The sequence below is a fragment of the Lentzea californiensis genome (assembly GCF_024648825.1).
GTDB lineage: Bacteria > Actinomycetota > Actinomycetes > Mycobacteriales > Pseudonocardiaceae > Lentzea > Lentzea californiensis.
In genome coordinates, this window is the sequence record NZ_JANBBE010000005.1 from 162,465 (window position 1) to 176,240 (window position 13,776).

Below are 13,776 nucleotides of genomic sequence, written 5' to 3' on the forward strand. Positions count from 1 at the left end.
AGCCCTTTCCCCCGTCAGGCAGGACCATGGGCTCAACCCTGTCCAGGGCCGCCGCGTTCGCCGCTGCCGCTCTGTGTCTCGTGACCACGATCAGCGCCACCTCCCAAGCAGGCGCCGCCGCGTGCGGCACCTCCAACGTCGCGCTCAACCGCACCGCCACCGCATCTTCGACCGAGAACGGCGGCACGCCCGCGTCGGCCGCGGTCGACGGCAACGCGGGCACCCGCTGGTCGTCGCAGTTCTCCGACCCGCAGTGGCTGCAGGTCGACCTCGGCTCCACGCAGGAGGTCTGCCGCGTCTCTCTGAGCTGGGAAGGCGCGTACGGCAAGGCCTTCCAGGTCCAGGTGACCGACAACGCCGCCGACTCCGGTTCGTGGCGCAACGTCCACTCGACCACGACCGGCACCGGCGGCACCCAGTCCGTCGACGTCGCCGGGTCCGGCCGCTACCTGCGCGTGCTGGGCACCCAGCGCGGCACGGGCTACGGCTATTCCCTGTGGGAGCTCGGAGTCTTCACCACCACGCCCGACACCCCCGGCGTCACGCCGACGGACCCGCGCAACCCGGACTTCGGCCCGAACGTGTACGTCTACGGCCCGGGCTCGTCGCAGTCGGAGATGCAGTCGCGGCTCGACTCCATCGCGACGCAGATGAAGACCAACCAGTTCGGTCCGCAGCGGCACGCCGTGCTGTTCAAGCCCGGCAGCTACAACGCCGACGTGAACCTCCGGTTCTACACTCAGATCGTCGGTCTCGGGCTGATGCCGGACGACGTGAACATCAACGGCCACATCCGCGTCGAGGCGGACTGGCTGCAGCAGGGCGATGACCCGAACAACCTCGGCAACGCCACGCAGAACTTCTGGCGCGGCGCCGAGAACCTGTCGGTCACGTTGCCGCCCAACCAGATCGAGCGCTGGGCGGTCTCGCAGGCCACCGCGTACCGGCGGATGCACCTGCGCGGCCAGGCACACCTGTGGAACGGCTACGACGGCTGGGCCAGCGGTGGCCTGATCGTGGACAGCAAGATCGACGGCGTGACCGTCTCCGGTTCGCAGCAGCAGTTCCTGACCCGCAACAGCAACCTCGCCGGTGGCTGGTCGGGCTCGGTGTGGAACATGGTGTTCGCCGGTACCCAGGGCGCACCGCCCAACAACTTCCCGAACCCGTCGCACACGACCGTGGACAACTCTCCGGTGACGCGCGAGAAGCCGTACCTGTACTTCGACAACTCCGGTGAGTACCGCGTCTTCCTGCCCGCGCTGCGCCAGAACTCGCGCGGCACGAGCTGGGAGAACGGCAACCCCGGCACGTCGGTGTCGCTCGCGGACTTCTTCATCGTCAAGCCCGGCACGACGGCCGCCACGATCAACGCCGCGCTGTCGCAGGGCAAGCACCTGCTGCTCACGCCGGGCATCCACCAGCTCGACGACACGATCCGGGTGACCCGCCCGAACACCGTCGTGCTGGGCCTCGGCCTCGCGACGCTGACGCCGACCACCGGCAAGGCCGCGCTGACCACGTCCGATGTGGACGGTGTCAAGCTGGCGGGGTTCCTGGTCGACGCCGGCGTGCAGAACTCCCCGGTGCTGCTGGAGGTCGGCGACTCCAGCGCGACCTCGCACGCGGCCAACCCGACCTCGCTGCACGACGTGTACCTGCGCGTCGGCGGGTCGCAGGCCGGCAAGGCGACGGTCAGCATGCGGGTCAACAGCCGCAACACGATCATCGACCACACCTGGGTGTGGCGGGCCGACCACGGCGCGGGGGTCAGCTGGACCGCGAACCCCGGCCAGAACGGCGTGGTCGTCAACGGCGACAACGTGATCGCGTACGGGTTGTTCGTGGAGCACTACCAGCAGCACAACCTGATCTGGAACGGCAACGGCGGCCGCGTCTACCTGTACCAGAACGAGCTGCCGTACGACCCGCCGAACCAGGCCGCGTGGATGAACGGGTTCAAGCGGGGCTGGGCGGGCTACAAGGTGGCCGACTCGGTGACCACGCACGACGCGTTCGGTGTCGGTGTCTACGCCTTCAACCAGGCCGATCCGAGCATCGTGACGGACAACGGCTTCGAGGCGCCGAACCGTCCGGGAGTCCGGTTCACGCACCTCGTGGCGGTGTCACTGGGTGGCGTGGGCACGATCGCCAACCTCATCAACGGCACGGGAGGTCAGGCGGACCTGGCGAACCAGGTCCGGTACGTCGTCAACTACCCCTGACCGAGCCTGCTGAGCTGATCCCTGCGGGATGACTCGACGGACGCCGCGAACTCCTTGGTCGCGGCGTCCGTTCCGTTCTCCTGTTCGCTGCGAGCGAGTTCGGCCGTCTGATCCAGGTGCTCGTGGAGTTTCTTCGTGAGCGCCGACGGATCGGCTCTGATGGCCAGCAGGTCGGCCTCGGAGATCAGGCCCGGCATCTGGTGGCCGGCGTGCACGTCGGTGTCCGGCAGCCCGGCCCGGTCCCGCAACTGTCTCAAGTGGACCAGCTCTTCCGAGTGCGAGACCTTCAGCTCCGCGGCGAAACCGGCGAGCGGGGGTGGCGCGACGTCGAGTGCGGGCAACAGTTGTTCGTTCATCGGGATCATCAGCTGGACCCAGGCCGTGTCCGTGGCGTTGAACGAGGACACCGGCGGTGGCGGGGGAGCGGGCACGGCGCACCCCGCGAACAGCAGCAACGCGGAAACACCCCAGGGCACGCGCCGCCCTGGGGTGCATGAGGCGAGGAACCTCACCGCGGCAACCGGTAGTCCGGTCCCAGTGCGGCGCCTCGATTCGGCTTGTACAGGTCGAACCCGCGCGGGTCGCACTGCAGGCCGCCGTTGACGCAGTGGCGGACCAGCGCGGCCTGTGTGGGCGCGTCCCAGGCGTTCATGAAATCGTAGTGCCAGGTGTACCCGCGGCCGCTGGAGAGCCGCACGCGGGACATGTCACCGGACACCGGGAACGCCATCTTGAATTCGATCATCGGCACCGCGACCGGGTGGCCCGGCGGGCAGACCAGCGTCGCACGGTCCGGATAGGTCATGTGCGACTTGTGGTCCGCCGAGTCGAGGTCGCGGCCGTTCCAGCAACTCGGGGCCTGGTAGCGGACGTTGAGCTGCGTGCCGGGCGGGCAGTACGCCGGGATGTCCCAGTTGTGGGAGCTGTCGCCGCACTCCCAGCCCTCGACCGCGCCGGGCGCGGTGCGGAACTGCTCCTGCGTCGCCGTGGGACTGCCGACCACGAACCGGATGCCCGGCGGGAACGGCACGACGTCCTGGTACCTCAGGATGCCGGACTTGTAGTAGATGACCTGCGGGAAGTTCGGCGGGACGATCTGATCGCCGTTGTAGATCGACGGGAACCAGTACGCCGACTTGTCGTCCGGCGTCTTGCAGTTGGTCTGACCTGCCTTGAGCGAGTCGTTGGTGCTGCCGGCCTTGGTGGAGGCGTTGCCGAGGAACGTGTGCATGTGCGACGCGCCCGGTAGTCCTGGGAAGACGATCGGGTCGTCCGGGAGGTGGGTCGTGACCGAGCAGTTCGCCTGGAACTCGTGGTGCGTGACCAGGTCGTCGGCCTGGGCCGACTGGGTCGCGACCACGACCACGGCCGCCACCAGGGCGGCCGTCATTGCCAACGCGGTGAGTTTTCGGGACACCTTTGTCCTCCTGCCGAGTGGGGAACCGGCTTGGAGAGCGCTCTCCCAAACAGCGTCCCGCCAGGCCGCACGAGGTGTCAAGACCGGTTCTTTGACACTCCCGACGTCTGGTCGTAACGTTCGGCGGCAGGGCTGTGAGAGCGCTCTCCTCACGCATCCCTACTTCGTGGCAGGAGGCGCGATGGCTCGCGTCCGCTCCATCTGCACGGTGGTCGCCGTGCTCCTCGGCTTCGCGGTGGTCCCGGCACAGGCCGCTCCCACCCTGCTCTCCCAGGGCAGACCCGCCGTCGCCTCGTCGATCGAGAACGGCGGCACCCCGGCTTCGGCCGCGGTCGACGGCGACGCGGGCACCCGCTGGTCCAGCGAGTGGAGTGCCCCGCAGTGGTTGCGCGTCGACCTCGGTGCCCCCTCGACGCTCAGCAGGGTCGAGCTCGACTGGGAGGGCGCCTACGCGACGGCGTTCGAGATCCAGGTCTCCGCCGACGGCAGCGCGTGGCAGCCGGTCCGTTCGGTGACCGGTGCCACCGGCGGCCGGCAGGGCTACGACGTCACCGGCACCGGCCGGTACGTCCGGGTGCACGCCACCCAGCGCGCCAACGGGTACGGCGTCTCGCTGTGGGAGTTCCGGGTCTTCGGCACGCAGGGCGGTGCCGTACCGGGAAGCGGCGTGCACGTCACCGGGTCGCAGGGCGACTGGCAGCTCACGGTCGACGGTCAGCCGTGGGTCGTGAAGGGCCTGACCTGGGGGCCGCCCGCCGCGGACGCCGCGCGGTACATGCCCGAGCTGAAGTCGATGGGCGTCAACACCCTGCGCACCTGGGGCACGGACGCCTCGACCCGCCCGCTGCTCGACGCGGCCGCGTCCCACGGCCTGCGCGTGATCAACGGCTTCTGGATGCAGCCCGGTGGCGGTCCCGGTTCCGGCGGCTGCGTGAACTACGTGACCGACACCCAGTACAAGGCCGACACGCTCGGGCAGATCCGCCAGTGGGTCACCACCTACAAGGACCACTCCGGCGTCCTGATGTGGAACGTCGGCAACGAGTCCATCCTCGGCCTGCAGAACTGCTACTCCGGCACCGAACTGGAGAACCAACGCGTCGCGTACGCCCGTTACCTGAACGAGGCGGCGCGGGCGATCCACGCCATCGACACCAGCCACCCGGTGACGAACACCGACGCGTGGACCGGTGCGTGGGTGTACCTCAAGGCTTACACGCCCGACCTCGACCTGTACTCCGTCAACTCCTACGGCAACGTCTGCCAGGTGCGGCAGGACTGGATCTCCGGCGGCTACACCAAGCCGTACATCCTGACCGAGGCCGGTCCGGCGGGGGAGTGGGAGGTGCCGGACGACGCCAACGGCGTTCCGGCCGAGCCGACCGACGTGCAGAAGCGCGACGGCTACACCCAGGCGTGGAACTGCATCACCGGCCACACCGGAGTCTCGTTCGGCGGCACGCTCTTCCACTACGGCACGGAGTACGACTTCGGCGCGGTCTGGTTCAACCTCACGCCCGCGGGCAAGAAGCGGCTCTCCTTCTACGCGGTCCAGCGCGCGTTCGGCGGCGCCACTCCCGCGAACACCCCGCCGGTGATCTCCGCGATGAACGTTCCGCAGACCGTCGCGGCCGGCGCACCGCTGACCATCGACGTCGCCGCTGCTGATCCCAACGGTGACGCCATCGCGTGGTCGGCCGCGTTCAACAGCAAGTACATCGACAACAGCGGTGCTCTGGCCGCGACACCGGTCCAGGTCAGCGGGAACCGGCTCACCGTCACCGCCCCGGACCGGCTCGGCGTGTGGAAGGTCTACGTCCTGGCCGAGGACGGGCGCGGCAACATCGGCATCGAGACCCGCTCGGTCCGGGTCGTGGCGCCGCAGCCGTCGGGCGTGAACGTGGCCCAGGGCAGAGCGACCACCGCCTCGTCCTACCAGCAGGCCGGTGACGGAGCGCCGTTCCCGCCGTCGAACGTGGTGGACGGCGGCGGTTCCTCGCGCTGGGCCACCGACTGGGCCGATCCGCAGTGGCTCCGGGTCGACCTCGGCGCGGTGACGACGTTCCAGCACGTCCAGCTGGTGTGGGAGGGCGCTTTCGGTCGTGCGTACGAGATCCAGGTGTCCGACGACGGCAACGGCTGGCGCCCGGTGCACGGCACGACGACCGGGAACGGTGGCGTGGACTCGATCGACGTGACGGCGACCGCCCGGTACGTCCGGCTGCACGCCACGCAACGAGGAACCGGCTTCGGCTACCCGCTCTACGAGTTCGGCGTCTACCGGCGTTGAGCTACAACAACTCCACGAGCACGACCACGCCGTCCGACGGTTCGACGGCGCTGGTGCTGACCAGATCACCGTGACGGACCCGCCCGTCGCCGCTCACGTCCACGTGAGCGGCGACGTTCAGCATCGGCCCATCAGCCAGGCCGAAGTCGAAGGGCAGGCGCTGCTCGGCGGTGTCGTCGCGGCGGAACTCGCCGACGTGCTCGGCCTTCGTGACGGCCGGCGCGTCGGCGAGGGAGACGTCGAGCAGCCGCACCCGCAGCACCGCCCGGCCGAACGCGGGCGTTCCCGCCGGGATCACGACGGTGCCGTGCACCAGATCAGTTGAGCACGGCGAAACGGGCCTCGATGTCGACGGGACCACCGGTGAGGTTGCGGATCTCGATGAAGTACTTGATCAGCCCGGCGGCCTGCCGGTCGACCTGCACCTTCCACTCGACCTGCGCGGCGCCGTCGACCATCGGCCACGTCGGCACCACCATCCACACGACCCGCCAGCCCTCCGGCCAGCTGTGGGTGAACCAGCGCCGCGACGACCCGCCGGGCACCTGTCCCCGGAACTGCACACCAAGTCGCATCGGGACTCTCCCTTCACTCTGCTTCGGGGGCGGGACCGGCGTCCTCGGACGCGTGCGAGGCCTCTTCGGCCACGGCGTCCTCGGTGTCCTGCACGGCATCCGGCGCCGCGCCACCGTTGTCCGCGGTTTCCAGTGGCTCGGCGAGGACCAGGTCGTCGAGCGACGCGGGGGCGGCCCCGCCGTCGAGGTCGGCGCTCATGGCAGCTCCTCTCACAGTGCGCCCGGCGACCAGCCGAGCACGTCGTAGCGGGCCTCGACGTCGACCTGGCCGCCGGTCAGGTTCGTGATGGCGAGGAAGTACTTGAGCAGCCCACCGGACTGCCGGGTGACCTGGGTGGTCCACTCGACCTGCGCCGCGCCGTCGACCGCGGGCGCCGTCGGCACGACCGTCCACAGGACGTACCAGTGGGCGGGCCAGCTGTGGGTGAACCACCGCTTGGTCGTGCCGGCCGGGACGGACCCGGTGAACTGCACGCCCCGGAACACCGCCGCCGGTTCGAGGCCGCTGTACATCGCCCGCACCGCCGCGCAGTCGCCGGGACTGAGGCCCTCGCGCTGGCCGATCTCGGCGTTCTGGACCGGCGTCATCGTGTCGCGGCCGGTGTCGATCGCGAACGCCCGCCGCGGGTAGTGCATGATCGAGTGGTAGTCGTACGGCCCGACGTCGTCGCCGTCGGTGATGTGCTGGTTGAAGTTGTGGGCGCTCTGCTGCTGGATGTTCGTGAAATCGATCGTCACGAAGTTGTTGCGGTCCTCGCGGCTCTGCTCGTGCCACAAGCCGGCGCTGTGCCCGATTTCGTGAATGGTGGCGCCGGTCTCGCAGCCGAGGGCGAGCGTGATGTTCTGCTGGTTTCCGCGCATGCCCACGGGAGAACTGCAGCCACCGCCGGGCTGGAAACGAATGAAATTCGTGTCCGTCGCGGTTCGCGGTACCAGACGAATGCGGGTGTTGCGTTCCCAGTGCGCGATCGCGTTGTGCACGCGGGCCTGGTTCGGCAGGTTCGGGTCGATCTCGAACGGCACCCGGCCACCCGGCCAGCGGAACTGCTGACCTGGGACGACCACGCCCTTCTCGCGGACCTCGCCTTCCTGTACGAGGGTGAGCACGATGTCGCCCTCGACCATCGGCTCGCCGTCGACCACGGTGTACAGAACGGCTTTCGCGCCCTGGTTCCGCGTTTCGATCACACCGGTTCTGAGTTCGGGGCCGACGCGGAACTGGCCGCTGCCGGTCACCGTGCCACTCGGCTCGGTCATCGTGCCCTCCCGTCATGGCAGAAGACGAACAAGCCTGATCCCGAATGGCCGCAACGCCTAGGGCCGAACGGCTCCGCCGCATTCGTCGAATTGATGGAGAGTCCAAAGTGGCGGTGTAACGGGAAAGCGCCGGAAGGCGACCTCATCGATCGGGCTAATGTCGGCGGTATGCCTTCCGCTGTCATCGTCGAGTACGACGCCGCCTGGCCGCTTCGCGCACAGCACCTCCTCGGCGGGGTGCGGTCGGCGTTCGCTGCACTGCCCGGGGCGGACGCCTTCGACTACGAGCACATCGGGTCGACCGCGGTGCCGGGGCTCGGTGCGAAGCCGATCGTCGACCTGCAGGTGCGCATGCCGGACCCGCCGTCGCTGGCCCGGCTGACCGAGGTCCTGGCGCCCACGCCGTTCGTGCCGGCGCACGGTTCGAGGCCGGATTCCCCTGGCGTGCACCGGGATGCCAGAAGGCCTGGGGACCGAGCCGACGACGCCGCCTACGAGAAGCGCCTGTTCCACTCGCCGGCCGAGAGCGCCATCCTGCACGTCCGCCGCGCGGACTCGCCGTTCGCGCGGTGGGTGGTGGACCTCCGCGACTGGCTGCGGTGCCACCCCGACCAGGCCCGGCGCTACGAGCAGATCAAGCGCGAGCTCGCCGACGAACACGCGGGCGAGCCGGACTACGACGACTACACCCGCGCCAAGACCGCTTTCTTCAACGACATCCAGCCCCAGGTCAGGGACTGGGCAGCCGGATCGTGACGCGCAGGCCGCCCTCGGGACGCGGAACGATGTCGAGGGCGCCGTCGTGCGCGCGGACGATGCTGTGCACGATGGCGAGTCCCAGGCCGACTCCGGCGTGATCGTCGTCGCGGACGCGCTCGCCGCCGCGCTGGAACGGTTCGGTGAGCGTCGGCACCAGGTCCGCGGGGAGCTGACGGCCGGTGTTCTCGATCCGGACGACGCACGCCCGGTGCTGCGGTTCGGTGTGGACGGTGACGCTGCCGCCGGTCGGGAGGTTGTGGACGATGGCGTTCTGGACGAGGTTCGTCACCATCCGCAGGAGCAGCTCCGCGGAACCGGTGGTGGTCGCGGGCTCACCGGTGACCTCGAGCTCGATCCCGCGCCGTTCCGCCAGGGGCAGCAGGGTTTCGGCTGCTTCCTCGGCGACCAGGGACAGGTCGACGGACGCACGGGTGAACACGCCCCGCTCGCCGCGGCTGAGCAGCAGCAGGGCCTCGGTGAGGTCGATCGCGCGGCGGCTCGCGGTGTGCAGGCGGTCGAGGAGTTCGGCGTCGACCAGAGACGGATCCTCGCGGGCCACGTCGAGCAGTGACTGGGAGATCGCCAGCGGGGTGCGCAGTTCGTGGGAGGCGTTGGCGGCGAACCTGCGCTGCTCGCCGACGTGCGACTCGAGCTTCTCGAGCATGGTGTCGAAGACGTCGGAGAGTTCGCGGAACTCGTCGGCTTTGCCGGGCAGCCGGATCCGGTGCGACAGCGACCCCTTCGCGGCCAGCCTGGCGGCGTCCGCGATCTTGTCGAGCGGGGAGAGCATGCGGCCGGCCAGGATCCATCCGCCGAGCAGGCCGAACGCCACCAGGAACACCATGGCGATCGCGGCGGCGCGGCCGAAGATGCGGGAGAGCAGGTAGCGGTTGGGGCTGGTGAAGAGCAGGCCCTGGTCGTTGTCGGGGACGTAGCGCAGCAGGTCCCACCAGGCCAGCCCGATCAGGACGGCGCCGGCCACGACGACGATGCCCGCGTAGCTCAGGGTGAACTTCCAGCGCGCGCTGAGTCCCGGGGGCCGAGCCCCTGTCCTGCAGGTCTCGTCCGTGACTCTCATCGAACGGACTTGCAGGACAGGGACTCGCCATCCGCGTCGATGCGGTAGCCGACACCCGGCACGGTCGCGATGAGCCACGGTTCGCCGAGTCGCTTGCGCAGCGCCGAGACCGTGATGCGGACGGCGTTCGTGAACGGGTCGGCGTTCTCGTCCCAGGCCCGTTCCAGCAGCTCCTCGGCGCTGACGACGCCGCCCTGAGCGCCGACCAGCACCTCGAGCACCGCGAACTGCTTGCGGGTCAGCGCGACGTACTGCCCGTCGCGGAAGACCTCACGCCGGAACGGGTCGAGCCGCAGACCGCCGATCTCGCTGACCGGTGGCCGTGCGTAGGCCCGCCTGCGGGCGAGCGCCCGCAGGCGCAACACCAGTTCCCGCAGCTCGAACGGCTTGGTCAGGTAGTCGTCGGCACCGAGCCCGAACCCCGACGCCTTGTCGTCGATCCGGTCGGCGGCGGTGAGCATGAGGATCGGCATGCCGCTGCCGGACGCGACGATCCACCGCGCGATCTCGTCCCCGGACGGTCCGGGCACGTCGCGGTCGAGCACCGCGAGGTCGTAGGAGTTGACGCTGAGCAGCTCCAGCGCCGTGTCGCCGTCCCCGGCGATGTCCGCGGCGATCGCCTCCAGCCGGAGCCCGTCGCGGACGGCCTCGGCCAGGTAGGGCTCGTCCTCCACGATCAGCACACGCATGCCGTCAGCCTAGGGAGCGAGGCATATCGCCCGCATATTCAGACCGCGGCCAGGTGCCGTTCCTCCGCCGGCGCGGGCTTGGGGCGCCACCACCACCGCGACAGGAGCGAGGCCAGCGCCGCACCCGCGGCGTTGAGCAGCACGTCGTCCACAGAGGACACCCGGTCCAGCCGCAGCACGAACTGCGCGATCTCCAGCAACGCGGAGCAGGCCGCCGCGAACGCCAGCACCCGCCACACCGACCGCAGCGCCGCGAACCTCAGCGGGGCGAAGAACCCGAGCGCCGCGAACACCAGCATGTTGCCGACGATCTGACCCGCGTCCCGGTGCTCGACGAGGTCGATCAGGTCCGCGAACGGCACCAGGCTCAGCTCTCCCGCGGTGCCGGGCTCCGCACCGGGCAGCATGATGATCCACACCCAGGGCAGCGTCCCGTAGACCATGCCGACTTCGGCCAGCGCCGTCCGCCACGGGTGCGGGTTCTTGCCGAGCTTGCGGTGGAGAGCCAGGAGCAGCATCGCGAGCACGGCCACCGGAATCCCGAGCACCGCGCCGACCACGACCCCGGTCTCCGTACCGACCCACTCCTGCCAGGTGTTGAGCACGCTCCCCAGTGAAGGCGCACGGCCGTTGCGAGGGCGTACGCGTTTTTCGATACGTGGACGATATGCGGCCCGGCCAGGCGGTCGGCGAGGCCCTCGCGGAGAATGCCTGACGTGCTGGAGGCGAGGCTGCTTGCGACGGTGTCCCGTCTCGCGGGTCCGATCCGCGGCGCGAGCGTCGTCCTGATCAGCCTCTTCGGCGCCCTCTCGCTCCACTCGCCGCTGGGCTGGTCGCTGTGCGCGGCGGTCGCGGTGAGCGCGGTCGCCGACTTCCGGCTGCCGCGCGTCGCGTTGCCGGTGGCGTTCCTGCGGGTCGTGGTGCTGTCGGTGGTGCTGGGGGCCGATGCCGACCAGTGGGTGCTGACGGTGCTCACGACGACGTTGATCACCTGGCAGTGGCAGTGGCCGCCGAAGGTCAGCGTGCCCGCGACGGTCGCGTTGCTCGCGGTGCAGGTCGTGACGACCGGGCCCGGCGTGCTCGTGCGGGCGGTGCTGGAGTCGGTGCTCGCCCGGCTGTCGTACGAGTTGTTGCGCAGGTCGGGCCGGCGGGTGGACCTGCTCAGGGAACGCGCCGCCGAACGGAGCCGGGCCGCGGCCGTCGCGCTCGACCAGGGCAGGCGGGAGCGGGAGTACCTCGCGCTGCTGCACGACACGGCTGCCGCGACGTTCCTGATGGCCGCGCACGGTGGTGATCCGGAGGAGGTCGCGGCTCAGGCGCGCCGCGACCTGGTCGTGCTGGCCGAACGGGGCAACGCGCAGGGGACGGTGGACCTCGGGGCCGCGCTCACGGCGGTGGCGCGGGACAGCGCCGTGCACGTGCGGGTGGAGGCAGAGGTCGTGCCGGTGCCAGCCGGGGTCGCGCTGCAGTTCGTGCGGGCCGCGCGTGAGCTGCTCACGAACGTCGAGCGTCACGCGGGCACCACCGAAGCCGATCTGACGGTGACGCGGGCGCGCGGCGCGGTGGTCGTGATCAAGGACGGCGGCCGGGGCTTCGTGCCCGCCGACGTGCCCGAGCACCGGCGTGGCCTGCGCGGGTCGGTGGTCGGGCGCCTCGAAGCGGCCGGAGGTACCGCGGTGGTCGAGTCGGGACCGGCGGGTACCACCGCGCGGCTGGAGTGGACCGCCGATGACTGACCACACCGTCGCCACCACCACTCGGCAGGTCCTGCTGGTCGTCGTCTTCGCCATCCAGCTCGTCCTCATGCTGCCCTTGGTCGTCGCACATCCGCACGGCCCGGCGGCGTGGGTCGCGTACGGGCTGCTCACGGCCGTGATGGCCGTCGTGGCCGGGTGTGTCGCGGCCGCGGTGCCGACACCGGCCTACCTCGCTGTGGCGCCTCTCGTCTCGTCGGTGCTGGCGACGACCGCGCTGCCCGCCGGGGCGTCGTTCACTCCGGCCGACTGGGGGTTCGGCCTGGTCGGCTGGTACCTGCTGCTGGTGCTGGTCGAGAGGCCGGTGGCGCTGGTGGCAGCCCTGAGCGCGCACATCTGCTTCAGCATCGCGTGGTTCGCGCGCGAGGGAAGCGGTGACGTCGGCACGGCCGGGGTCGTGATCCTGAGCGGTACGAGTTTCCAGCTCGGCGTCCTGGTGGTCACGCGGGTGCTGCACCGCGACGCCGGGCTGGCCGCCGAGGCCGCCGCCGAGCACGACGCCGCCCGCACCCGTGAGGAGCTCGCCCGCCAGCGGGAACAGGACCTGCGAGCAGGGTTCGAGGGTCAGCTGGGCGCGTTGCTGCCCCTGCTCGCCGACCTCGCCGACGAACGCGTGAGCGTGGCCGACCAGACGACCAGGCTGCGTTGCTCGGTCGCGGCCGTGCAGCTGCGCAGGTTGTTCGCGGAGAACGACGACGTGCCCGACCCGTTGCTGCACGAACTGACCGCGTGTGTGGACGTCGCCGAACGGCGCGGTGTCGTCGTCTCGCTCGCCGTCAGCGGCACGGCCACGGCGGTGCCGACAGAGGTGCGCCGCGAACTGGTCGCGCCGATGGCCCAGGCGCTCGCCGTCGCGCACGGACGTGCGAAGGTGAGCCTGTTGCGCACCGCGACGGAGGTGCGTGTGGCGGTGGTGGCGGACGCGCCCGAGACGCTGCCGGCTTCGGGCAGGACAGGAGCGGTGACCGTCGAGACGAGCGTCCACAGCGGACTGGTGAGGAGCGAGGCGCGATGGCGGACGACGTGACGGCGGTCGTGGTCGACGACCATCCCGTCGTGCGCGCGGGAGTCGCGCACTGGCTGTCCACAGCGGACATCGAACTCGTGGCGAGCGGTGAGGACCCCGGGGTGGCCTGGACCGGTCCCGGCGCGAGCGCGGCGGTCGTCGTGCTCGACCTGCACCTCGGCGGCGTCGCGCCCGCCACGTCCGAACTGCGCAAGCTCGTCGAGGACGGCCGCAGGGTCGTCGTCTACTCGATGCGCGCCGACGACGAGATCGTCCTGCAGTGCCTGGAGATCGGTGCGCTCAGCTACCTGACCAAGGCCGAGGGCGCCGAGCACCTCGTGCAGGCCGTCAAGGCGGCGGCCGAGGGACAGTCGTACACACCGCCGGCTCTCGCGGGCGCGCTGGCGGGCGACAGGTCGGACACGAGGCCCGCGCTCTCGCCGCGCGAGACCGAGGTCCTGGTCGAGTGGTTCCAGTCCGAGTCGAAGGAGTTCGTGGCGCAACGCCTGAACATCACGCTCAGCACGGTGAACTCCCACCTGGAGCGGATCAGGGTCAAGTACGCGGCGATCGGCAGGCAGGCACCGACCAAGGCGGCACTCGTCGCGCGGGCGATCCAGGACGGGCTGATCGGCCTCGACGACCTCTGAACCCCGGCGTGTGGTGTGAACGACCGATAGCGCCGTTCCGGCATCTGGCCTAACGTCCTGGGCGCCCCCAGGTTCC

Annotated in this window: 15 protein-coding genes; 6 read left to right on the forward strand and 9 right to left on the reverse strand. The window is 70.3% G+C overall.

Annotated features, from left to right (window positions below; all coding sequences use genetic code 11):
• Positions 1-26 precede the first annotated feature (26 nt).
• Positions 27-2,225: a discoidin domain-containing protein gene (locus tag LX88_RS20250; protein WP_258949346.1), complete on the forward strand. Its 2,199-nt coding sequence runs from the start codon at positions 27-29 to the stop codon at positions 2,223-2,225.
• Here LX88_RS20250 and LX88_RS20255 read toward each other — a convergent pair.
• Complete coding sequence (locus LX88_RS20255; protein ID WP_258949347.1) at positions 2,216-2,701, reverse strand: DUF305 domain-containing protein; 486 nt, start codon at positions 2,699-2,701, stop codon at positions 2,216-2,218. The two genes, LX88_RS20250 and LX88_RS20255, sit on opposite strands and share 10 nt — an antisense overlap.
• A 32-nt stretch (positions 2,702-2,733) precedes the next feature.
• Positions 2,734-3,642 (reverse strand): DUF1996 domain-containing protein, encoded by a 909-nt coding sequence (locus LX88_RS20260; RefSeq protein WP_258949348.1) that lies wholly within the window; start codon positions 3,640-3,642, stop codon positions 2,734-2,736.
• Positions 3,643-3,823: 181 nt separating this feature from the next.
• On the opposite strand from LX88_RS20260, the gene LX88_RS20265 reads away from it, so the two are divergent.
• Positions 3,824-5,932, forward strand: coding sequence for a discoidin domain-containing protein (locus tag LX88_RS20265; protein ID WP_258949349.1), 2,109 nt, complete (start codon positions 3,824-3,826; stop codon positions 5,930-5,932).
• A 1-nt stretch (position 5,933) separates the two neighbouring features.
• On the opposite strand, the gene LX88_RS20270 is transcribed toward LX88_RS20265, so the two are convergent.
• Genes LX88_RS20270 through LX88_RS20285 form a run of 4 tightly spaced genes read right to left on the reverse strand, consistent with a single transcriptional unit; the run spans position 5,934 to position 7,764 of the window.
• Positions 5,934-6,245 carry a YbaY family lipoprotein gene (locus LX88_RS20270; RefSeq protein ID WP_258949350.1) on the reverse strand — a complete coding sequence of 104 codons (312 nt, stop codon included), beginning with the start codon at positions 6,243-6,245 and terminating at the stop codon, positions 5,934-5,936.
• A gap of 4 nt (positions 6,246-6,249) precedes the next feature.
• Positions 6,250-6,507, reverse strand: coding sequence for a hypothetical protein (locus LX88_RS20275; protein ID WP_258949351.1), 258 nt, complete (start codon positions 6,505-6,507; stop codon positions 6,250-6,252).
• A 13-nt stretch (positions 6,508-6,520) separates the two neighbouring features.
• A complete protein-coding gene (locus LX88_RS20280) occupies positions 6,521-6,706 on the reverse strand; it encodes a hypothetical protein (RefSeq protein WP_258949352.1) in 186 nt (61 codons plus the stop codon).
• An 11-nt stretch (positions 6,707-6,717) separates the two neighbouring features.
• Positions 6,718-7,764 (reverse strand): M12 family metallopeptidase, encoded by a 1,047-nt coding sequence (locus tag LX88_RS20285; protein WP_258949353.1) that lies wholly within the window; start codon positions 7,762-7,764, stop codon positions 6,718-6,720.
• A 168-nt stretch (positions 7,765-7,932) separates the two neighbouring features.
• Between LX88_RS20285 and LX88_RS20290 the strand changes: the two genes are divergently transcribed.
• The gene (locus tag LX88_RS20290) at positions 7,933-8,520 is read left to right on the forward strand and encodes a GrpB family protein (protein ID WP_258949354.1); all 588 of its coding nucleotides are present in this window, start codon (positions 7,933-7,935) and stop codon (positions 8,518-8,520) included.
• Here LX88_RS20290 and LX88_RS20295 read toward each other — a convergent pair.
• Genes LX88_RS20295 through LX88_RS20305 form a run of 3 tightly spaced genes read right to left on the reverse strand, consistent with a single transcriptional unit; the run spans position 8,495 to position 10,895 of the window.
• Positions 8,495-9,601, reverse strand: a complete 1,107-nt coding sequence (locus LX88_RS20295; protein WP_258949355.1) for a sensor histidine kinase — start codon at positions 9,599-9,601, stop codon at positions 8,495-8,497. The genes LX88_RS20290 and LX88_RS20295 overlap by 26 nt on opposite strands.
• A complete protein-coding gene (locus LX88_RS20300; RefSeq protein WP_258949356.1) occupies positions 9,598-10,290 on the reverse strand; it encodes a response regulator transcription factor in 693 nt (230 codons plus the stop codon). The genes LX88_RS20295 and LX88_RS20300 overlap by 4 nt, the downstream gene beginning before the upstream one ends.
• 38 nt (positions 10,291-10,328) lie before the next feature.
• Positions 10,329-10,895, reverse strand: coding sequence for a VanZ family protein (locus LX88_RS20305; RefSeq protein WP_258949357.1), 567 nt, complete (start codon positions 10,893-10,895; stop codon positions 10,329-10,331).
• A 102-nt stretch (positions 10,896-10,997) separates the two neighbouring features.
• Here LX88_RS20305 and LX88_RS20310 point away from each other — a divergent pair, with 102 nt between their 5' ends.
• From LX88_RS20310 to LX88_RS20320, 3 genes are read left to right on the forward strand one after another with little or no spacing between them, the layout of a single operon-like run.
• Positions 10,998-12,026: a sensor histidine kinase gene (locus tag LX88_RS20310; protein WP_258949358.1), complete on the forward strand. Its 1,029-nt coding sequence runs from the start codon at positions 10,998-11,000 to the stop codon at positions 12,024-12,026.
• Positions 12,019-13,071 (forward strand): hypothetical protein, encoded by a 1,053-nt coding sequence (locus LX88_RS20315; protein ID WP_258949359.1) that lies wholly within the window; start codon positions 12,019-12,021, stop codon positions 13,069-13,071. The genes LX88_RS20310 and LX88_RS20315 overlap by 8 nt, the downstream gene beginning before the upstream one ends.
• Entirely contained in the window at positions 13,056-13,700 is a 645-nt protein-coding gene (locus tag LX88_RS20320) for a response regulator transcription factor (protein WP_258949360.1), read from the forward strand. Before LX88_RS20315 ends, LX88_RS20320 begins: the two co-directional genes overlap by 16 nt.
• Positions 13,701-13,776: the final 76 nt, after the last annotated feature.

Excerpts from the sequence above, each read along its gene's own strand:
- LX88_RS20320 (WP_258949360.1), top strand. The coding sequence starts at position 13,056 with ATGGCGGACGACGTGACGGCGGTCGTGGTCGACGACCATCCCGTCGTG.
- LX88_RS20300 (WP_258949356.1), bottom strand. The coding sequence starts at position 10,290 with ATGCGTGTGCTGATCGTGGAGGACGAGCCCTACCTGGCCGAGGCCGTC.
- LX88_RS20310 (WP_258949358.1), top strand. The coding sequence starts at position 10,998 with ATGCCTGACGTGCTGGAGGCGAGGCTGCTTGCGACGGTGTCCCGTCTC.
- LX88_RS20295 (WP_258949355.1), bottom strand. The coding sequence starts at position 9,601 with ATGAGAGTCACGGACGAGACCTGCAGGACAGGGGCTCGGCCCCCGGGA.
- LX88_RS20275 (WP_258949351.1), bottom strand. The coding sequence starts at position 6,507 with ATGCGACTTGGTGTGCAGTTCCGGGGACAGGTGCCCGGCGGGTCGTCG.
- LX88_RS20265 (WP_258949349.1), top strand. The coding sequence starts at position 3,824 with ATGGCTCGCGTCCGCTCCATCTGCACGGTGGTCGCCGTGCTCCTCGGC.
- LX88_RS20290 (WP_258949354.1), top strand. The coding sequence starts at position 7,933 with ATGCCTTCCGCTGTCATCGTCGAGTACGACGCCGCCTGGCCGCTTCGC.
- LX88_RS20250 (WP_258949346.1), top strand. The coding sequence starts at position 27 with ATGGGCTCAACCCTGTCCAGGGCCGCCGCGTTCGCCGCTGCCGCTCTG.
- LX88_RS20285 (WP_258949353.1), bottom strand. The coding sequence starts at position 7,764 with ATGACCGAGCCGAGTGGCACGGTGACCGGCAGCGGCCAGTTCCGCGTC.
- LX88_RS20315 (WP_258949359.1), top strand. The coding sequence starts at position 12,019 with ATGACTGACCACACCGTCGCCACCACCACTCGGCAGGTCCTGCTGGTC.
- LX88_RS20280 (WP_258949352.1), bottom strand. The coding sequence starts at position 6,706 with ATGAGCGCCGACCTCGACGGCGGGGCCGCCCCCGCGTCGCTCGACGAC.